The organism is Bacillus sp. T2.9-1, assembly GCF_950097965.1.
In the GTDB taxonomy this organism is placed as follows: Bacteria; Bacillota; Bacilli; order Bacillales; family Cytobacillaceae; genus Niallia; species Niallia hominis.
In genome coordinates this window covers 1-20236 of record NZ_CATNHG010000106.1, presented here as the reverse complement: position 1 = coordinate 20236, position 20236 = coordinate 1, and the positions used below count along the sequence as shown (strand labels likewise).

The following is a 20236-nucleotide window of genomic DNA, read 5'->3' as shown; positions in this document are numbered from 1 at the left end:
TGCGAAAGGTATTAAAAAGGGCACTAAAGTTAGTGTCCTTTTTAATAAAACAGAACTGATGATTTATAGAGTTTATTGCCATTCAATCGAAATTTAAGATAGTAGGAGGATTTGCATGGGGAAACTGATTTATGGTGGGAAGATGTATACGCTTAAAGAGGAAGGACAAGTAGTTGAGGCAATTTTTACAGAGGAGCAATATATCGTGGATTTCGGCGATAAAAAGTACTTGGAAGAAAAATACGAAGGAAGGATACAAGAAAAAATAGACTTAGAAGGTGAAGTTCTCCTTCCGGGATTTGTAGATAGTCATATGCACCTAGTTGGGCATGGGGAAAAGCTATTAAGATTAAATTTATCCACTTGCACATCAAAAGAGGAAGCTTTGCGGTTGCTAGCTAATTATGCAGAGAATATAGAAGAAGGGCAATGGATTATAGGAGATGGATGGAATGAAAATATGTGGCAGGAGCAACAGGTACTGACTTCTATAGATATTGATCAGTATGTTCCAAACCATCCAGTCCTCCTAAATCGTATATGTAAGCATGCAATCGCAGTAAATTCATATGCTTTAAAAATTGCCAATATTACAAATGATACTTCCTCTCCAATTGGTGGAGTTATGGAGAAGGATGAGGAAGGCACGATTATTGGAGTTTTTAAAGATCAAGCACAAGAGTTAATAACAAGAGTCTTGCCTAAAGTAACCGATGAATATGTGGAAAGAGCATTGCGAGCAGGTATTAAAGATGCCTATAAGTTAGGACTAACTGGAGCTCATACTGAAGACTTACACTATTATCATGGCTATGAAGGAACATATCGTTCCTATAAAAAAGTAATCGAAGAAGAAGGAAATCACTTTAGAGCCCATTTGCTTGTGCATCATGAAGTATTTGATGAGATGATACATGATGGTGGGAAATATCTAGGTGGTACCGAATGGGTGGAGCTTGGCAGTATGAAAATATTTGCTGATGGTGCTTTTGGTGGAAGAACCGCTCTTTTAAGTAGACCATACCTTGATGATCCTTCAACAAATGGAGTAAGCATTTTTTCACAAGAACAATTAAATGAATTAGTAGAAAAGGCAAGGAAGAGAGAAGTTCCGATTGCTGTACATGCAATAGGCGATGCAGCTTTTGAAATGGTCTTACAAGCTATTGAACAACATCCTTTACAAGGATTTGGAAGAGATCGCCTTATTCATGCAACGATGCTTCGCAAGGATTTAATGGAACGTATGAAAGACTTGCCGTTAATATTAGATATCCAGCCTAGCTTTGTAACTTCAGACTTTCCTTGGGTAATAGATAGACTGGGGAAAGAAAATCTAGCTTATTGTTATGCCTGGAAAACATTATTAAAAGAGGGATTACATTGTGCAGGAGGTTCTGATGCCCCAATTGAAAGTGCAAATCCTTTAGTAGGAATTCAAGCAGCTATTACAAGAACTAATGCAGAAGACATAGAAGGAAACGGATACCTTCCAGAAGAGGCGTTAACAGTATATGAAGCAGTGAGCCTTTATACAAAAGGAAGTGCTTATGCCATTTGTCATGAAGAAGATCGAGGGAAAATTGAAAAAGGCTATTTAGCAGATTTTACTGTATTGAATAAAGATATTTTTGAAGTAAGTCCAAGTGAAATAGATAAAATAGAAGTAACAAAAACAATTGTTGGAAATGAAATAATGTATGATCGATTAAAGTAATAACAAGTGAAAGAGGCAGGGACATAAGTATTTCAACCAACAACAAACACGAACTATAATGTAATTAGATTACATTATAGTTCGTGTTTATTTTTTAGAAAAAGGTTTAAAAACGAAGTGAAATGGAGCAGAGGACGCTCGACTTTTGCGAGAATTAGAGAAGCTTTAGAACCAGCAACGCAGTGATGAGGGCACTGAAAAAGTATAGTTTTTCCAAATTAAATAAGAATTTATTTATTTGAAAGCGAATATTAAGTTGGTTTGGAGAGGTGACCGCTTAACTCCTATGGGAGCAGCGAGAAAGTCCGAGACCCTGCAGGAGCGGAGCGACGAAGCGGCTCAGCGCTCGCCCCAATGAGTCATGTGGTCACCTCGGAAAACAATTTGCACATCTAAGTTTAAAAGGCGGTTACGACCAATCATCAATAGCTATCTGTTTTTCAGTGGTCGCGTAGTGAGGCTCAGCTTCCTCTCCGGCGTATCCGTGCATCTGTAGCACAATGAACGACTTATTTTATACACTTAACTATATTTAAAAACATAGATAAAGTAGCATTATTTAAGAGCTAAATTAGAGATTGTTCGTCTTTAAAGATTAGTTATTTAGTTTTGTCCCAGTCTCTTTTGGCTGGATTTGACAAACATTTCTAAAAAAGATTGCCAGTTACCAAAATAATATATATAATATGGAATATTTCGAATATGGAAAGAAGCGATGAAGATGGAGAAAAACAACATTAAAAACGGGGTAATATTTGCTGGTATATCTTACTTAATATGGGGACTATTCCCGATATATTGGAAGCATCTGCAAGGAGTTGGGGCAGATGAAATTCTCGCAAATCGAATTTTTTGGTCATTTATTTTTATGTGCATTTTACTAACATTTACTCGTAAATGGGAATTATTCTTTCAAACATTAAAATCATTTAAGCACCAGAAAAGACAGGGTATCATGCTGTTTATTGCATCTATATTAGTAAGCTGCAATTGGTTTATCTACATTTGGGCTGTAAATGCGAATAAAATAATCGAAACGAGTCTAGGGTATTATATAAATCCACTGGTAAGTGTATTATTAGGCATTTTTGTAATGAAAGAGAAATTGTCTAAAATACAGTATGTTTCTGTAGGATTAGCTGCGATTGGAGTTTGTTTTATTACTTTTGCTCATGGAGCATTTCCATGGATTGCTATTTCATTAGCATTAACATTTGGCTTATATGGATTAACAAAGAAATTAATCAAAATTAATTCGGATGTAGGATTAACCTTGGAAACCATGTTTATTACTCCATTTGCCTTAATGTATATTGGCTATTTATTTTTAAAAGGAGATCATGCATTTTTAGCTGTATCTACTAGTTTAGACTTCTTATTAATTATTTCTGGTGTGTTAACAGCAGTGCCATTGTTGTTTTTTGCAAAAGGAGCGCAAAGGATTCCGCTATCCATGCTCGGGTTCATTCAATATTTAACACCTACATTAACACTAATACTTGGAGTATTCGTTTATCATGAACCATTTACTACCTCTCATTTATTGGCATTTATATTTATTTGGTCAGCATTATCCATTTATTCTTTATCACAAACAAAACTATTCTCTAATTCAAAAAAGCAACAGCAAGCAAAGGGAATAGCGTAAAGAATCTTTTAAGTAATCCGACATTTTCCTGAAACAATATCGGTACTTATACGTATAAGAAATAGAAAGAAATAATAGGGGGTTATAAGTAATGAGTGGAAAACGTTGGGCAGCTTTAGGGATAGCTGGTATTATTTTTGTCTTTTCCATTATTACCAGTATGGTATCTGTAGCGTTCACAACGGACGTAGAAGATTTATTTGGACAATTTCTTAGTGAAGGGGAAGGACCATATGTAGAAGAATACATAGAGGACGGAGATTTCTCTGAGAAGATAGTTGTACTGGAAGTGTCTGGGACCATTCAAGATACTGGAGATGCCGAATCTCTTTTTTCGACTGTAGGTTATAATCATACTTCCTTTATCGAAAAATTAAATTACATAAAAGAGGATCCTAGTGTAAAAGGTGTAATTTTGAAAGTGAATTCTCCTGGTGGAGGAGTTGTAGAAAGTGCACAAATCCATGATAAATTAGTAGAAATTCAAAAAGAATCAAAAAAACCAATATACGTATCAATGGGATCTATGGCAGCGTCTGGAGGGTACTACATTTCTGCACCTGCTGATAAAATTTTTGCTAGTCCGGAAACATTAACAGGCTCACTTGGAGTTATTATGAGTGGATATAATTTCGAAGGGCTGGCTGAAAAGTATGGAGTAGAGTTTGTCACAATTAAGAGTGGGAAATATAAGGATATCATGAGTTCTACAAGAGAAATGACAGAGGATGAAAGAGAGATTTTACAAAATTTAATTGATAATTCTTATGCCGGTTTTGTTAAGGTTATTGCTGATGGTCGAGGAATGACAGAGGCAGAAGTGAAGAAAATCGCTGATGGACGGATTTACGATGGTAGACAGGCGAAGGAACTAAATTTAATCGACGATTTTGGCTATTTTGATGATGTAGTAGAACAGATGAAAAATGACTATGATTTAAAGGACGCAGCTGTCGTTACCTATACCGACAATACTGGTTTTGCTTCCCTATTTGGAATGACTGCCAAAAAATTAATTACAAGTGAGGATAAAGAATTAGCAAATATACTAAAGATTGTCACCAATGCTAACTCGCCTCGACTAATGTATTTATATGCAGAATAGGAGGGGGACAAATGAGTAATAACCGTGAAAATATAGAATCAGAATCTTCCCTGAAGGACGAGGAACTATCCGAATTAACGGTATCATTAAATGAAACCGTTGAATCAAAGGAACAAAATCTGAATGTTGGTGATAGTAAGTTAGATTCTAAAGGCAAAGTTTCGTATGTATATGCCGGCTTTTGGATGCGCTTTTGGGCTTATTTAGCAGATATAGTGATTGTATCGAGCGTTAATCGTATTCTTATTTATCCGATTTTAAGAATAATAGATGTACCGTTACATGAATCGAGTATTTTTTCTACCGTTAACATTTGTACGGCCATTACGTTTTATTTATATTTTGTTTTAATGACACTGTTTTTAAAACAAACGTTAGGAAAGATGATTTTTGGCTTGAAGGTTATACCGATGAACAAAGAAAGATTAACATGGGACACTATCCTTTTCCGTGAATGGATTGGTCGATTTATCTCTGGCAGCTTTATTATTTTATATGCGCTAGTTGCCTTCTTGCCGAAGAAACAAGGTCTTCATGATTTATTTGCTGATACAGCAGTCATTCATGATCGATAATAGGAACCGAGGTTGGGACATAAGTTTTAACTAATAATAAAAACGGACATTTATGCAGTTGGTATGCATTAGTGTTCGTTTTTTGTGTTTTGGAAAGATGATTTTTAAAAAAGTAAATTGGTTATTTCGTTTTGTCACATCCTAGTTTTTATTTTTGAATACTAATTCCATAGCATAGAAAAGAATCAGGAAGAAATAGGTTTATTTTTTCATATTTTATCCAATAATAATAGGCTGAAGGGAAGTGTTACCAAAGTGAAAGTTCTTTCCATAATTGGTCTTATTATTGGTGCTCTTTTTTTAGTGCTTATTTTTCTGTGTTTTTTAAAATTAACGATACATATACGCTATTATCATAAGAAAGATAATGATGATTTAAAGATAGAGCTTCGAGCATTGTTTGGACTCATAAAATACAAAAAAACCATTCCTTTGATAAAAATAGATGAGGACTCTCCAACACTGGTGATGAAAGAGGAGACGGAATTACAGGGTAAACAGGAAACTGTAGAGGAAACAAAGCAATTTTCCGCCTCTGATTTATTAATTTTTTTATCTAATTTAAAAGAATTATTAAACCATGTTGTACAGTTTCATCGCATAGTAAGGTCATTTTTAGCAAAACTAACAATTAAGCATATCGAATGGAGCTCGATTGTTGGTCTAGGAGATGCAGCACATACTGGAATGATTTCTGGTGCTATTTGGGCTGTTAAAGGAAGTATTATTGGCATTATTAGTAATTATATGAAGCTTAAAGACATGCCCAAAATCAACATATATCCACAATTTCAAGGAATGGCCTCTGAAACATTATTTTCTTGTATGATTCAATTTCGGATAGGGCATGCTATGATGGCAGGAATTAAACTGGTTAAATATTGGAAAGATGGTTTTCCAAAGTTTAAAACAAGTGAACCATCTATTCCAAGTAAACAATAGCAATGGAGGAATGGGAAAATGTCAGATCATCCAATTCAAGGCTTAATGACAACTGCAATGGAAAACTTAAAAGAAATGATTGATGTCAATACGATTATTGGCGATCCTGTTGAAACACCTGATGGCAGTGTCATCTTAACCGTATCTAAAGTGGGATTTGGATTTGCTGCTGGTGGTAGTGAATTCACACTTGAAAATCATTCATTAAATGATTCGTTGACTAAACATCCTTTTGGAGGGGGAAGTGGTGGGGGAGTAAGTATTACTCCAATTGCTTTTCTTATTGTAAATGGTGAGGGCGTAAAAATGGTGCACTTAGATGAAAGTACCCATCTATACGAAAAAATATTGGACATTGCTCCACAAGCTGTTGATAAGATTCAACAAATGTTCGCTAAAAAAGATTCATCTTCTGAATCAAGCAACAACAACGCTCACACAAACCAGCCGAAAGAAGATATTGAGTTTTAAAAAAATCAATTAGATGTAGTTTAAACGAGTTCACACAAAATAGTGGACTCGTTTCCTTTTTTTTATAAAAAAAGCCAATTATATTTCTTAAGAAAGTACGTTTTTTTTGCAAATAAAAAAAACTATCGATATGATGGTAGTAAATACATAGAATGAAATCGAAAATGGAGGAGAGGCAATGGCAAATATAACGTTTAAGCATAACCCGGTAACATTGATTGGAAATGAAGTGAAAGTCGGAGACAAAGCTCCAGATTTTACCGTGTTAGCAAATGATATGTCAGAGGTAACATTAGCAAGCTCAAAGGGAAAGGTCCGCCTTTTTAGTGTTATCCCTTCTATTGATACAGGTGTTTGTGATACTCAAACAAGAAAATTTAATGAGGAAGCAGCTAGACTTGAGAATGTGGAGATAATAACAGTAAGTGCTGATTTACCTTTCGCTCAAAGAAGATGGTGTGCTGCAAGTGGCTTGGACAATGTTATTACTGTATCAGATCACAGGGATTTATCTTTTGGAGAATCATATGGTGTGGCGATGAAAGAATTGCGATTGTTAGCTCGTGCTATTTTTGTTGTTGATTCAACTGATACTGTAACTTACGTTGAATATGTTAGTGAGGGCAGCAACCATCCGAACTACGAGGCAGCGATAGCAGCAGTGAAAGCAGCGAAATAACGATAATAACTTATAGGTAATACAATCGATTATCTGGTTAAATTTTTAACCGTATGATAAGCTAGAGTTTGGCCTTCTATATAAAGGACAGGCTCTTTTTATTTGGATGTATCCTATTATGCAAAATTCAGAGATAGTTATGTAACGGAAAATTTATGTTTAGAAATCTACAATAAATTAGGTGATAATAGATGAACATTTCTCCAGTAGAAGAATTATTTACAGTATTTAATGAAACAGCATTAATTATTCAAGAAGAATTGGAATATACGTATTTAGAATCATTAGCTTTAACAGGAGAAAATATCTTTCAAGAAGCTATATTACAGGAAGAATTAAGTGAATTAAGTAAGAAAAGATTAAGAAATGCCTATAAAGAAATCAAATTGGCCAAATACACAAAAGAAGAAATTCGCAAAGCTTTTCAACTTGTCATTTTAAAAGGGATGAAAGAAAATACACAACCAAATCATCAAATGACACCTGATTCTATCGGCATTCTTTTTGGCTATTTAGTGCAAAAGTTTTGTACGAAAGTGGAACTGCGTTTGTTAGATTTAGCGGTTGGAACCGGTAATTTATTAACTACTGTTATGAATCACCAGCAAGGGAAGAATATAGCTGCATATGGTGTAGATATTGATGACTTATTATTACAACTAGCACTTGTAAATGCAAATCTACAGGAACAGCCAATTGAATTTTTTAACCAGGATAGTTTAGAGCATTTATTTATTGATCCAGTAGATGTTGTTGTAAGTGATTTACCAGTTGGTTATTATCCGAATGATGTTCGTTCTAATGAATTTAAAGTCAAATCAAATAATGGGCATACATATGCACATCATTTATTTATAGAGCAAAGCATGAATTATCTAAAACCAGGTGGCTATGCATTCTTCGTTATACCAAACAATTTATTTGAATCCGAACAAGCTGCAAATCTGCATGATTATATTAAAGAAGAAGTACACATACAGGGGATTATGCAATTGCCGGAAACGCTTTTCAAAAATAAACAGTCGGCAAAAAGTATATTGATTCTGCAGAAAAAGGGGAATAATATAGTTGCACCGAAACAAGTTTTACTTGCAAAAGTGCCTAGCTTCTCCAATATGCGTGGAATGGAACAGGTTTTAAGCGAATTGGACACATGGATTCAATCAAATAAAAAAGCATAACAACATAAATTTCTGTATAAGTGTTATAAAACAGATTTCTTCTATTGTATAGAAGAATATCGACGTAAATATGTCTTTTTTTCGAAAAATCGACGAAATTCTAAAAAAAAATGAATAACTGGGCATAATGTGCTTGAAATGTTTCTAGTAGAATGTTTTAATGAAAAACTGAAAGAAGTAAATATTGTCTGTTGTATGATTCGAACTGTTCAATGTCAGACAAAGTAAATAAAAGTTGTTATACAAAAGGGGAGTAAAACATTTTATGGCAAAAGTTATTGCGATTAATGCTGGTAGTTCTTCATTAAAATTTCAATTGTTTGAAATGCCAAGTGAAGAAGTAATTACAAAAGGTTTAATAGAGCGAATTGGGTTAAATGATGCTGTTTTTAATATTTCTGTTAACGGTGAAAAAATCCAAGAAATCACAGAAATTCCTGATCATGATGTTGCGGTTAAAATCCTTTTAGGAAAGTTAACAGAGCTAGGTATCATTGCATCATTAGATGAAATCGAAGGAATTGGTCATCGTGTCGTTCATGGTGGGGAAGAATTTGCTGATTCAGCATTAATTACAGATGAAGTTATCGCTAAAATTGATACTTTATCTGAATTAGCACCTTTACACAATCCTGCTAACTTAACTGGTATTACTGCATTCCAACATGTATTGCCAAATGTTCCAGCTGTAGCAGTTTTTGATACAGCGTTCCATCAAACAATGCCTGAAAAATCTTATTTATACAGCCTTCCATATGAATATTACGAGCAATATGGAATTCGTAAATATGGTTTCCACGGGACAAGCCATAAGTATGTTTCTCAACGTGCGGCTGAATTATTAGGTCGTCCTATTGACCAATTACGTTTAATTTCTTGTCACTTAGGAAATGGTGCAAGTATTGCAGCTATTGAAGGCGGGAAGTCTATGGATACTTCTATGGGATTCACTCCTCTTGCTGGTGTTACAATGGGAACTCGTTCTGGTAATATTGATCCTGCATTAATTCCATTTATCATGGAAAAAACAGATCAATCTGCTGACGAAGTGTTACAAGTGTTAAATAAGAAGAGTGGACTTTTAGGAATCTCTGGTTTCTCAAGTGATTTACGTGATATCACAGAGCAAGCAAAAGAAGGCAACGATCGTGCTGAGCTTGCATTACAAATATTTGCAGATAACATCCATAAATATATTGGATCATATGCATCAGGTATGAATGGTGTAGATGCAATTATCTTCACAGCTGGTATTGGTGAAAATAGTGAAATCGTTCGTGCTAGAGTACTACAAGGTCTTGAATTCATGGGCGTTTACTGGGATCCAACACTAAATAAAATTTCTGGGGAAGAGTCATTTATTAACTATCCACACTCTCCAGTAAAAGTAATGGTCATTCCAACAAATGAGGAAGTAATGATTGCAAGAGACGTTTGTAGATTTGCTGGAATTTAAGTTAACTATAGACATGTAAGGTTTGTAACCATTATCTAATAAAAAGACAATCTTTTCGTAGAACAGATGCGAGGAAGATTGTCTTTTTTCTGCTAAGCTAAAACGACTACCTTTCAAATGAAAATATATTGTCTTTCCATAGGTTCTTTTAGTAAAATAAGGAATGATTCGGTATGAACTAGGGGGGATTACATGCTTTCTAAAGCAGAAAACTATTATATGGAAAAGATAGAGAAATGGGAATCAGAATTAAGAAATGGTCGTCCAAATAAAATCCTCCATCTTTATTCTGATTCCATAGACAGTGCTTTATCCTATATACCCGATATGCACAAACAAAAAATTTTACATTCATTTGATACCATCTTATTTCATCTTCATGCCATCTTATTTAATTCCACCTTTCAACGAAATACCGCACAAAAATTAATGCATCAGGCAAGAGTGCATAATGAATCCATCTTCACATTAAAAGACATGAAAAAATTAAATATTGACCAATTACATGCAATTGCAAATAAACAAATGGCAAATTATAGAATACTTGCTTCCGCTCAAGGAGCATTAGCATCGAAGCATACAGGATTTCTATTGGGAGATTTTCTTTCCATGGTTATTATCAATCTTCGCTCTGTACAGGTTCTAGCTTCAATATATGGGAGACCAGCAGATAGTCCGAATGAAATTATGACTACATTGAAAGTATTCTGTGCAGGATGCTTGCCATATCCTTACCGAGTGCAAGCTTGGGATGAATTAATGATTGAGCAGGAGAAGGAACAACATGTTTTCTTTTATAATGGCAATGATGAAATTGTCCAAGAAAAGATGTTGCATACGTTAATGACAGAGCTAATAAAGCTTTGTTTTCTTCAGTTTTATAAAGGGTCCCTTACCGGAGCTGTAATTGGGACTGCGGCAAACTATCGATTTACGAGAAATATTACAGAATTAGCACATCATTATTATCAAAAATGCTATTTATTAAGTAAACGGAAAGAGAATGGATAAATGGAGAAAGGAATAAACATGGAAGATTACTCATTAGATGAACTGGAACAGGAAAAAAGTAGACTTGAATACACAAAAAACTACATGAATATCGTCTTAAAAGAGGCTCAAATTAATCAAGGTGCATTACAGGAAACCGTAAGAGATGCTATTAGTAATGAAGAAGCTCTTGATAGTAGTTTAAGTTATATCAATTATTTAACAAACAGTAAGTTTTTACAGCTAGCAACAACAGAGTTAAATATTTTGAAACGGATTTTAGATGCACCATATTTTGCACGGATTGATTATCAAATGAAGGGCAAATCACAAAAAGATGTTTATTATTTAGGGAAGACCTCTTTGTACGAAAAAGATACGCAAAAACCAATTATAGTAGACTGGCGTTCTCCAATTGCGAATGTTTATTATGACGGACGCCTTGGAGAAGTTGCTTACGAAGTTAATGAAGAAACAATCGAAGGGTATTTATCTTTAAAAAGACAGTTTAAAATCGAAAAAGGAAAATTGATTCATTTTCAGGATATTGACCTAACAACAACAGATGAGTTATTACAGCAATCACTTGCCGGTAAAGCTGATCAGCGTCTAACTGAAATTATATCCACTATCCAAGCAGAACAAAATGAAATCATTCGGGCCGATTTAAACCGGCCGATTATTGTGCAGGGAGCTGCAGGTAGTGGGAAAACGACTATTGCCTTACACCGAATATCTTACTTTATTTATAACTATGCTCGATATTTTCAACCAGAGCAGCTAATGATTATTGCGCCAAATAATATGTTTATAGGATATATAGCAGAGGCATTGCCAGACTTAGGCGTAGAAAAGATACGACAAACGACTTTTCTGGACTATGTCCTATTATGCATTGGGAAAAAAATGAAAGTAATCCAGTCCAATAAAAAACTCCTATCATTTATAAATCATGAGAATAAACAAGAAGAAATGATTAAGTGGTTTTCTCGGTATAAAGGTTCTTTAGCTTATAAAAAAGTAATGGATAATTATCTGATTGATATTTGCAATGAAATGAGCCCAAAGGAAGAGTTCCGTGTGGAAAAATTCCCTTTATATGGGGCAAAAAAATTAGAACGATTATTTAAGAAGGAGTATGACTACCTTCCATTAATGAAACGGAGAGAGAAAATAAAGGGGATTTTGCAAGCAGATTTGAAGCGGAAAAAGAAAGTGATTCTAAATAAGCTAGAAGATAAATATGAAGATGCATTGGATCGTGCTTTGCGGATTAAAGAGGATGATAAGCGAAAAGAGAAAGTAGTCTACTTTTTGGATACAAAGCAAGAACGAATAGCCAATGTAAAAAAAGAAGCTTCGACTGCCGTTAGAAACTATATGAAAACGATGCAGACAAATGATTTATATGGATACTATAGCCGATTATTTTCTGATAAGGAGTTCCTTCGAAAATATACAGAGGATTCCTTATCAGAAAAGCAATTGGATTATATGATTGCCTTTCAGCAGAGGATATTGAAGCAAAAGAAAGTAGAAATCGAGGATCTTGGGGCATTATTTTATTTGCAATATAAAATCTTTGGTATTGATAAAGAATATCGCGCTAAGAATATCGTGATAGATGAAGTACAGGATTATAGCGAATTTCAATTATATGCATTAAAAGCAGGATTGGAGACTGATATGTTTACCCTCGTTGGAGATTTAGCACAAGGCATTCATTCGTATCGAGGGTTACAAAACTGGAATACACTGCAGCAAACTGTATTTCCACGAGCTAATTATATGACCTTGCAAAAAAGCTATCGTACTACAATAGAAATTATGTTTTTAGCAAATGAAATTCTGCATTTACTAGATGAAGATTTACCAAAGGTAAAACCTGTTGTACGTCATGGAGAAAAACCGACTGTTCATTTGTATGAGCATAAAGAAGCTTTAGTAGATAAAATAGTTCAATTAGCAGAGGGATTACAGGAAGAAGATTTTCACTCTATTGCTATCATTGGCAAAACAGAAGAAGAGTGTAAGAGTATATTCAAGGAAATGCAAAAAAGAAAAATTCCAAATGTTCAATTCTTACGAGAAAATGAAGAGTTAGAAAAAAATTATTTGATCATTGTACCAAGCTATCTTTCAAAGGGATTAGAATTTGATGCAGTATTTCTCTTCACCTTAAGTGAGAGTTTTACACAAGAAGAAATAGACTTAAAACTATTATATGTAGCAATGACAAGACCAATGCACCGACTTCATTTATTAACTAGGGAAAAATCAGATTTATTATTGGATAAAGTGGATGAGCAGCATTATACAGTAGAGATAAACAGATAGAATTAAATGGGAGGAAGGCATGAATAAACAAACACATATCAACAATCATTACTGGCAAGTGGGCTGTAAAGTGATAACGGTTAGTGATACAAGAACAATCGAAACCGATAAGAGTGGCAAACTGATGATTGAATTATTAGAACAAGATAATCACTCTATAGAAGATTACATTATTATTAATGATGATAAACAACGAATTCAACAGGAAATAGTTAAAGGACTACAATCAGGGAAAATTGATTGTATCCTTCTCAACGGAGGTACTGGCATTTCTCCAAGAGATGTGACAATTGAAGCGATAAAGCCACTTCTGACAAAAGAATTGTATGGATTTGGAGAACTTTTTCGCATGCTAAGCTACACAGAAGATATCGGCTCTAGTGCCATTTTATCAAGAGCAATTGCTGGTACCATTCATAATAAGGTCGTTTTTTCAACTCCCGGATCAACTGGGGCAGTACGCCTTGCGATGAAGAAGCTAGTTCTTCCAGAATTAAGCCATGTAGTAAGTGAATTGCATAAATAATGGATGAGTAAGGTTAGCAACCTCTTATATAAGAGGTTGCTGACCTTTTTTTGTTTAAATAAAGATATATCTTTCATTGTAAATAAAATTATCTATACTTCTAATAAGAAAATGTATAAATTAATGCATAAATTATAGACTTCGAGATAGAAGGATTTAAAATGATTTAGCTGTACAAGGAGATAAATTAGGATGGCAAAGAAATAGGTATGTATAAAAATGAAATAATTTATATTTTTATAAAAATTCTATTGAAATTATTAGAAAAAGTTGTTAAAGTGATACATATAGTTTTTTGAATAAAAATATAAATAAATGAATATTTATTCGCATATAGGAGGAATTAGGTAATGGAAAATCCAAAAGTTGTTTTAGCATATTCAGGTGGATTAGATACATCTGTCGCAATAAAGTGGTTACAAGATCAAGGTTATGATGTAGTAGCTTGCTGCTTAGATGTTGGGGAAGGAAAAGATTTAAACTTTATTCAACAAAAAGCATTGTCAGTTGGGGCTGTTCAATCTTATGTAATTGATGCAAAAGAAGAATTCGCACAGGATTTTGCACTTACTGCTATGCAGGCACATACCCTTTATGAAGGGAAATATCCACTAGTTTCTGCATTATCAAGACCTTTAATATCGAAAAAATTAGTAGAAGTGGCCGAAAAGGAAAATGCTGTCGCAGTCGCACATGGATGTACGGGAAAAGGAAATGACCAAGTGCGTTTTGAAGTATCGATTCAAGCATTAAACCCAAATTTAAAAGTACTAGCCCCTGTTCGTGAATGGGGATGGTCTCGTGAAGAAGAAATTGCCTATGCAAAAGATAAAAATATTCCGATACCTGTTAACTTAGATAGTCCATTTTCTATTGACCAAAATCTATGGGGAAGAAGCAATGAATGTGGTATTCTAGAAGATCCTTGGGCTGCTCCTCCAGAAGAGGCATATGATTTAACGGTTAGTCTTGAAAATGCACCTAATCAAGCAGATGTTATTGAAATTGAATTTAAAGAAGGTGTTCCAGTTAGCATTGATGGCATCTCTTATTCCCTTTCTGAGCTAATCCTTCAGCTTAACAAAATTGCTGGAAAACATGGTGTTGGTAGAATAGATCATGTAGAAAATAGATTAGTAGGAATTAAATCTAGAGAAGTGTATGAATGTCCAGGTGCTTTGACACTTATTAAAGCACATAAAGAATTAGAGGATATCACACTTGTCAAAGAAGTAGCGCATTTTAAACCAGTAATTGAAAAGAAAATTACAGAAGTTATTTATGAAGGACTTTGGTTCTCTCCAATAACAAAAGCTTTACAAGCGTTCTTGCAAGAAACACAGAAAAATGTTACGGGAACTGTTCGTGTGAAATTATTTAAAGGACATGCGATAGTAGAAGGAAGAAAATCACCTAATTCTTTATATGATGAAAAACTTGCTACGTATACTTCAGACGATGAGTTTGATCATGCAGCAGCAGTAGGTTTCATTAAACTTTGGGGACTTCCAACAAAGGTTCAAAGCATTGTGGAAAATGGCAAGAAGGTGACTGTGTGAAGAAATTATGGGGAGGCAGATTTACAAAATCTGCGGAGGAATGGGTGGATGAATTTGGTGCCTCCATTTCCTTTGATCAAGAACTAGTATTAGAAGATATCGAAGGGAGCATAGCCCATGTGGCTATGCTCTCTAAAACAGGAATATTGCCTGTTGAAGATGCGGAAAAAATTAAAGATGGTTTGCTAACACTAAAAAAACAAGCAGAAAATGATGAATTAACGTTTTCTGTAAAACTAGAAGATATTCATCTTAATTTAGAAAGTCAGTTAACGGATTTAATTGGTCCTGTTGGTGGAAAGCTACATACTGGAAGAAGTAGAAATGACCAGGTAGCTACAGATATGCATCTTTATTTACGAAGACAAGTGAAATTAATCATTCAATTATTAAATGAATTGCAGGTTGCTCTTTTAGAAAAGGCAGAAAATCACATCGAAACAGTAATGCCTGGCTATACACATCTTCAACGTGCACAGCCTATTTCTTTTGCACATCATTTAATGGCGTATTTTTGGATGTTTGAAAGAGATAAACAAAGATATCAGGAAAATTTGGCAAGAATCAATCTGTCTCCACTAGGTGCAGGTGCTCTAGCAGGAACAACTTTTCCTATTGATCGTGTATATAGTGCTGATTTACTTGGATTTGATTCCATTTATGAAAATAGCATGGATGCAGTAAGTGATCGTGATTTTATCCTAGAATTTCTGTCAACTAGCTCTATTTTAATGATGCATCTTTCCCGTTTTAGTGAAGAAATTATCCTTTGGTCTTCTCAAGAATTTAAATTTATTGAATTGGACGATAGTTTTTCGACGGGAAGTAGTATCATGCCGCAAAAGAAAAATCCGGATATGGCCGAATTAATCAGAGGAAAAACGGGACGGGTTTATGGTAACTTAATGGGATTATTAACTGTACTGAAAGGACTACCTCTTTCCTATAATAAAGACATGCAGGAAGACAAAGAGGGAATGTTTGATACAGTAAAAACAGTTGTCGGCTCGTTGCGTATTTTTGCAGGGATGATTCAAACAATGAAGGTTAATGAACAAGGAATGGAAAAGGCAACAAAAAATGACTTTTCGAATGCAACGGAACTAGCTGATTATTTATCAGATAAAGGGATGCCATTTAGAGAAGCACATGAAGTAGTGGGAAAATTGGTTTTGTATTGTGTGAATAAAAATTGCTATTTACAGGATTTAAGTATAAATGAGTTAAAAGAGGCAAGCAGCTTATTTGAAGATGATATTTACCATGTCCTAAATCCAAGAACAGCAGTAGAAAGACGAAATAGTGCGGGAGGAACTGGATTTAAACAAATCGAGAAAGCAATCGAAAAGGCAAAGCTTTGCATTTTAGAAAAAGAAGAAGTGAAGTAATAATTTGTTTGCAAAGTGAAAAGAATATTCTATTTGAATGCAACTTTGCAATCGAATAGAATATTCCTTTTTACCGTTCGAAAGGATATGCATTTTAAAGGATATTTGACGTTTAGTGTAAATACCTGTGAGCTGAGCGATGGTGCCTCTTGCCACAATCCATTCCCTATAATAAGTATCCTTATCTTTTCTCTTGATTGCTGTATGCTAGAAAGGGGCCGTATAGCCCTGTGCATTTGCTATTATACTTAATTTTTCACTTAACTATTTCGCACAATTAGCACATCACAAGGTGCGTTTCTTGTTATTCCTTCCGAAACACTTCCAATGATAAATCTCTCAACTGCATTTAATCCAGTTGCTCCACAAACAATTAAATCTGCTTCGTATTTTTTTGCAACCTCTCGTGGAACTACTGCTCTTGGTGATCCGAATTCAATTGCTTTTACTACATGTTGTATTCCTTCAGCTGTTGCTTCGGTTACATATTTATCTAATAACTCATTTGCGAATTCATCTGATTTCGCTGCAATGGACTGATCATATGCAGCCACTGTTGCGAACGATCTTGTATCAATAACGTGAGCAATGACAAGCCTAGAGTTATTTTCTTTCGCGATTGAAATCGCTTTCTTCATTGCTTTGTCTGCTTCTTCTGAACCATCTACTGCCACAATAATGTTTTGATAGTTTACGTTCATAAGCGTTCACTCCTTTATTTAATCTACTTCTATTATATACCCATTTCATGCATAAGTTTAACTTTTCAATCAGATAATAGATAAGAAATTAAGGAAAGAAGGAATAGAAAATGGATAAACTAAACGGAAGTACCAACCATGATTTTCAATTTGATGAAAAAGGAAGAGAAGAAGTAACCGCACAAGTAATGGAATCCTATAATGATGGTGCTATTGATGCTTTCTTGGATCCTGAAAAGAAACAGAGTCGAAAGTGAACTTTCATAGTGAGTGAAAGAACAAATAGACTGAACAAATGGTGTTCAGTCTATTTTATTGCTAGGTGTAATTTCCTTCGATTAATCAGATTTAATGGAGCAGTAGAAATTGCACAGATTTAATCAAGGGTATGGATTCTATTATTAATAATATCTTGGGAATTGGTAAGGATGTTGATAAGTTGGCTGGGGAGGATAAGTGTGAGCTGGGTAATTGTCCCTTTGACTACTTCTGTTAATCGATGGACCGAGAATGGTTGTTTGATTAATAGGCGAGATAGTAGATTTCCATTTATTTACGTCCATGGAATAAGTATGAGCCATTATTTCGGGTGGTGTTAGACGAAGTAAATCAGAGCCAAAGATAGCTTCAGGTGTAGGTGCGTCAAATATAGCTAAAAGATGAGTATTATTTGTATTCGCTATCTCATAATGCCACCATCCTTGAGGAACATTCGCGACTTGACCTGCTGTAATTGTATAGTTTTGGATTTCCTTCGAAAATGGATTTAATAGCGACACCGTTGCAGAACCAGAAATACAATAAACGAGTTCAGCAGCATTTTGATGTACATGTGGTTCCACTACTATATCTTTACTTAAATAAATATCTAGTAATGATACATTTTCCAATGAATTTAATTGTTGCTCTCCTAAGACATTAATATAGTTGTAATTATCTCTTTTAAAAAAATTGCTCTTATTTACATCATAAGTAAATGATGTTTTTGGATCTGTATAATCCATATATTTCACCATTCTATTTACCCTTCTTCCCCTTAAAGTCTAGGTATTTTATGATGTATTTTTTAAATAAGTGCAAGTACCGCATCTAAATGGAGACAGATTATAGAAAATTCGTATGATAGAAGAGTAACGATGAAATAGAATGAAAGGTAAAGAAGGGTGTTCCATAAGGAAATAATTAGCTATTCCTTATGGAACATGAAGGTTTGTTATAGCTTATGAGATTACTTGAAGCTCTTTAGGAAATTTCGTTAATATTTCCACAACTTCTTTTGTAACGTAGACATCATCCTCAATTCGAACTCCTGCAACATTAGGAACGTAAATTCCAGGTTCAATTGTATAAACCATGCCTTCTTGTAGTAACAAGGGATTTGTTTCCGTTAAGGAAGGGAATTCATGAACACTAATACCTAATCCGTGACCTAAACGATGTGGGAAAAATTCTCCGTACCCTGCATTTCTAATTGTGTTACGTGCAACTTGGTCAATGGTTGCACATGAAACTCCAGCCTTAGATACTTCAATTGCGGCAAGCTGTGCTTTTAAAACTGTGTCATAGATGTCCTTTTGTTTTTCGCTAATATCTCCATATGCAACAGTTCTAGTAATGTCTGAACAGTAACCATCCACAACTACCCCTAAGTCAAATAAAACTAAATCCCCTTTTTTTATTTGAGTTTCTCCAGGATTACCGTGAGGAGAAGCACCATTTATACCGGTAAGTACCATAGTAGAAAAGGACATTTTGCCGATCCCCTTTTTCTTTAATTCATATTCAATACTTGCGAGAATCTCCATCTCTGATTTACCTTCCGCAATTTCATTACAGCCAACTTCTATAGCATAATCCGCCCATTTACAAGCTTCTTTTATTTTTGCTAGTTCATCAGCAGTTTTAATCATACGTAAGGTATTAATTTTTTCTTCGGCAGAAACATATGATTGGATAGTAGGGAAAGAAGTCTGCAGTGCGTGATATCTAGCAACATTCATATGATCCATCTCAAGAGCTACTTTATTTCTACTGCTTGTTCGAGCTTCAACCATAGTTTGAATGGTTTCCCAAGGATTGTCGGTATCACTATATCCGATGATGTCATGATCCCAACCAGCGTTTTTCGCATCATTTTTTTCCATAGAAGGACAAACCAATATGGGATCTTTTTCTGGGAACACAATCAAAGCCAATAATCTTTCATGTGGGTCACTATAAAATCCGCTAAAATAAAAAATATTATCTGTTGATGTGAGAAAAGTGAAATCAATTTCTTCTTGCTTCATCCAATTCGCTAAAGACTCTAATTTTTGTTCCAATTAAACCAACCTCCGTGTTTCTTAAAAAATATAGGATTCGTTATTCTTACGTTTTATCCGTAGGACTAGGTGAATGCATTCCTTATCTTATAAGAGTAACAACTAAAATCAAGCATGTAAATATTGAGCTTCCCTAAATTTTTTCAGATCGTTATGCTAATTATTGTTAGTATAATAATTTGCTGATTTTTAAATACTTTTTTAACCCTTGTCCGCATAGTATGGAAACAAGGAGGTTTTACGACTATGAATAAAAATAGATATTTATTATGTATCTTATTGTGTGGAGTCTTTTTATACTATGGCATGCCAAGACTTTCCCCATTTTCCGAAGGAGCAGAAGGAATATTCTCGATTACTTGGCTAGCCTTTGCCTTGATGGTGATAGCAGGAAATTTAACTGCATTACTATATACTCCCAAAAAATCAAGAATAGTGAAAAAATCATCTAAAAAAGTACAGAAAAAGAAAAAAATATATTATTATCAATAAAGTGAAAAAAGCTAGTATGGTGTGAACTGACCTAGCCAAATGAGACATATATAAAACACCTATCCATATTAAATTTAACACTTTTTCATTAATTTGATATTGGTTCTTTACTGGAAATAGTTCAGGCACTTTGTCACTTTACTTGGAG

Annotated in this window: 19 protein-coding genes; 16 read left to right on the top strand and 3 right to left on the bottom strand. The window is 34.4% G+C overall.

All coding sequences use genetic code 11. The features are described 5' to 3' along the window. Window positions 1-115: 115 nt before the first annotated feature. The 14 genes from QQZ16_RS15420 (at window position 116) to argH (ending at window position 16574) form a co-directional block, all read left to right on the top strand. A complete protein-coding gene (locus QQZ16_RS15420) occupies window positions 116-1717 on the top strand; it encodes an amidohydrolase (protein WP_031534958.1) in 1602 nt (533 codons plus the stop codon). A gap of 721 nt (window positions 1718-2438) precedes the next feature. After that, window positions 2439-3365, top strand: a complete 927-nt coding sequence (gene rarD, locus QQZ16_RS15415) for an EamA family transporter RarD (protein ID WP_284561511.1) — start codon at window positions 2439-2441, stop codon at window positions 3363-3365. A gap of 91 nt (window positions 3366-3456) precedes the next feature. Continuing rightward, window positions 3457-4470 (top strand): signal peptide peptidase SppA, encoded by a 1014-nt coding sequence (gene sppA / locus QQZ16_RS15410; RefSeq protein WP_284561510.1) that lies wholly within the window; start codon window positions 3457-3459, stop codon window positions 4468-4470. An 11-nt stretch (window positions 4471-4481) separates the two neighbouring features. Next, the gene (locus QQZ16_RS15405) at window positions 4482-5045 is read left to right on the top strand and encodes an RDD family protein (RefSeq protein WP_031534952.1); all 564 of its coding nucleotides are present in this window, start codon (window positions 4482-4484) and stop codon (window positions 5043-5045) included. A 255-nt stretch (window positions 5046-5300) separates the two neighbouring features. Then, a complete protein-coding gene (locus QQZ16_RS15400) occupies window positions 5301-5987 on the top strand; it encodes a DUF2953 domain-containing protein (protein WP_284561509.1) in 687 nt (228 codons plus the stop codon). Window positions 5988-6005: 18 nt separating this feature from the next. Continuing rightward, window positions 6006-6458, top strand: a complete 453-nt coding sequence (ytfJ, locus tag QQZ16_RS15395) for a GerW family sporulation protein (RefSeq protein ID WP_031534948.1) — start codon at window positions 6006-6008, stop codon at window positions 6456-6458. 178 nt (window positions 6459-6636) lie between these two features. Further along, complete coding sequence (gene tpx, locus QQZ16_RS15390) at window positions 6637-7137, top strand: thiol peroxidase (protein WP_284561508.1); 501 nt, start codon at window positions 6637-6639, stop codon at window positions 7135-7137. Between the two features lie 191 nt (window positions 7138-7328). Continuing rightward, entirely contained in the window at window positions 7329-8318 is a 990-nt protein-coding gene (locus QQZ16_RS15385) for a class I SAM-dependent methyltransferase (protein ID WP_284561507.1), read from the top strand. A 265-nt stretch (window positions 8319-8583) separates the two neighbouring features. Next, window positions 8584-9774, top strand: coding sequence for an acetate kinase (locus tag QQZ16_RS15380; RefSeq protein ID WP_284561506.1), 1191 nt, complete (start codon window positions 8584-8586; stop codon window positions 9772-9774). A gap of 192 nt (window positions 9775-9966) precedes the next feature. Further along, entirely contained in the window at window positions 9967-10785 is an 819-nt protein-coding gene (locus tag QQZ16_RS15375) for an EcsC family protein (RefSeq protein WP_284561505.1), read from the top strand. Continuing rightward, window positions 10786-13101, top strand: coding sequence for an RNA polymerase recycling motor HelD (helD, locus tag QQZ16_RS15370; RefSeq protein WP_284561504.1), 2316 nt, complete (start codon window positions 10786-10788; stop codon window positions 13099-13101). A gap of 19 nt (window positions 13102-13120) precedes the next feature. Beyond that, window positions 13121-13627 carry a MogA/MoaB family molybdenum cofactor biosynthesis protein gene (locus tag QQZ16_RS15365; protein ID WP_284561503.1) on the top strand — a complete coding sequence of 169 codons (507 nt, stop codon included), beginning with the start codon at window positions 13121-13123 and terminating at the stop codon, window positions 13625-13627. Window positions 13628-13977: 350 nt separating this feature from the next. Further along, the gene (locus QQZ16_RS15360) at window positions 13978-15186 is read left to right on the top strand and encodes an argininosuccinate synthase (protein ID WP_284561502.1); all 1209 of its coding nucleotides are present in this window, start codon (window positions 13978-13980) and stop codon (window positions 15184-15186) included. Then, on the top strand, window positions 15183-16574 hold the full coding sequence (argH, locus tag QQZ16_RS15355; protein WP_284561501.1) for an argininosuccinate lyase: 1392 nt from the start codon (window positions 15183-15185) through the stop codon (window positions 16572-16574). Before QQZ16_RS15360 ends, argH begins: the two co-directional genes overlap by 4 nt. 260 nt (window positions 16575-16834) lie before the next feature. Here argH and QQZ16_RS15350 read toward each other — a convergent pair whose 3' ends face one another. Further along, a complete protein-coding gene (locus tag QQZ16_RS15350) occupies window positions 16835-17275 on the bottom strand; it encodes a universal stress protein (RefSeq protein WP_031534929.1) in 441 nt (146 codons plus the stop codon). A 110-nt stretch (window positions 17276-17385) separates the two neighbouring features. Between QQZ16_RS15350 and QQZ16_RS15345 the strand changes: the two genes are divergently transcribed. Then, the gene (locus QQZ16_RS15345; RefSeq protein WP_284561500.1) at window positions 17386-17532 is read left to right on the top strand and encodes a hypothetical protein; all 147 of its coding nucleotides are present in this window, start codon (window positions 17386-17388) and stop codon (window positions 17530-17532) included. Window positions 17533-17676: 144 nt separating this feature from the next. On the opposite strand, the gene QQZ16_RS15340 is transcribed toward QQZ16_RS15345, so the two are convergent. Together QQZ16_RS15340 and QQZ16_RS15335 are read right to left on the bottom strand one after the other, a co-directional pair. Continuing rightward, complete coding sequence (locus tag QQZ16_RS15340) at window positions 17677-18291, bottom strand: cupin domain-containing protein (protein WP_284561499.1); 615 nt, start codon at window positions 18289-18291, stop codon at window positions 17677-17679. 204 nt (window positions 18292-18495) lie between these two features. Beyond that, window positions 18496-19596: a M24 family metallopeptidase gene (locus tag QQZ16_RS15335; RefSeq protein ID WP_284561498.1), complete on the bottom strand. Its 1101-nt coding sequence runs from the start codon at window positions 19594-19596 to the stop codon at window positions 18496-18498. Between the two features lie 246 nt (window positions 19597-19842). On the opposite strand from QQZ16_RS15335, the gene QQZ16_RS15330 reads away from it, so the two are divergent. Then, window positions 19843-20088 (top strand): hypothetical protein, encoded by a 246-nt coding sequence (locus QQZ16_RS15330; RefSeq protein ID WP_284561497.1) that lies wholly within the window; start codon window positions 19843-19845, stop codon window positions 20086-20088. Window positions 20089-20236 lie beyond the last annotated feature (148 nt).

What these genes read in the sequence shown, in the direction of transcription:
- QQZ16_RS15405 (WP_031534952.1), top strand. Translation starts at nt 4,482, where the DNA reads ATGAGTAATAACCGTGAAAATATAGAATCAGAATCTTCCCTGAAGGAC.
- QQZ16_RS15345 (WP_284561500.1), top strand. Translation starts at nt 17,386, where the DNA reads ATGGATAAACTAAACGGAAGTACCAACCATGATTTTCAATTTGATGAA.
- QQZ16_RS15385 (WP_284561507.1), top strand. Translation starts at nt 7,329, where the DNA reads ATGAACATTTCTCCAGTAGAAGAATTATTTACAGTATTTAATGAAACA.
- ytfJ (WP_031534948.1), top strand. Translation starts at nt 6,006, where the DNA reads ATGTCAGATCATCCAATTCAAGGCTTAATGACAACTGCAATGGAAAAC.
- helD (WP_284561504.1), top strand. Translation starts at nt 10,786, where the DNA reads ATGGAGAAAGGAATAAACATGGAAGATTACTCATTAGATGAACTGGAA.
- QQZ16_RS15365 (WP_284561503.1), top strand. Translation starts at nt 13,121, where the DNA reads ATGAATAAACAAACACATATCAACAATCATTACTGGCAAGTGGGCTGT.
- QQZ16_RS15380 (WP_284561506.1), top strand. Translation starts at nt 8,584, where the DNA reads ATGGCAAAAGTTATTGCGATTAATGCTGGTAGTTCTTCATTAAAATTT.
- QQZ16_RS15340 (WP_284561499.1), bottom strand. Translation starts at nt 18,291, where the DNA reads ATGGTGAAATATATGGATTATACAGATCCAAAAACATCATTTACTTAT.
- tpx (WP_284561508.1), top strand. Translation starts at nt 6,637, where the DNA reads ATGGCAAATATAACGTTTAAGCATAACCCGGTAACATTGATTGGAAAT.
- QQZ16_RS15350 (WP_031534929.1), bottom strand. Translation starts at nt 17,275, where the DNA reads ATGAACGTAAACTATCAAAACATTATTGTGGCAGTAGATGGTTCAGAA.
- QQZ16_RS15360 (WP_284561502.1), top strand. Translation starts at nt 13,978, where the DNA reads ATGGAAAATCCAAAAGTTGTTTTAGCATATTCAGGTGGATTAGATACA.
- sppA (WP_284561510.1), top strand. Translation starts at nt 3,457, where the DNA reads ATGAGTGGAAAACGTTGGGCAGCTTTAGGGATAGCTGGTATTATTTTT.
- QQZ16_RS15375 (WP_284561505.1), top strand. Translation starts at nt 9,967, where the DNA reads ATGCTTTCTAAAGCAGAAAACTATTATATGGAAAAGATAGAGAAATGG.
- QQZ16_RS15420 (WP_031534958.1), top strand. Translation starts at nt 116, where the DNA reads ATGGGGAAACTGATTTATGGTGGGAAGATGTATACGCTTAAAGAGGAA.
- rarD (WP_284561511.1), top strand. Translation starts at nt 2,439, where the DNA reads ATGGAGAAAAACAACATTAAAAACGGGGTAATATTTGCTGGTATATCT.
- QQZ16_RS15330 (WP_284561497.1), top strand. Translation starts at nt 19,843, where the DNA reads ATGAATAAAAATAGATATTTATTATGTATCTTATTGTGTGGAGTCTTT.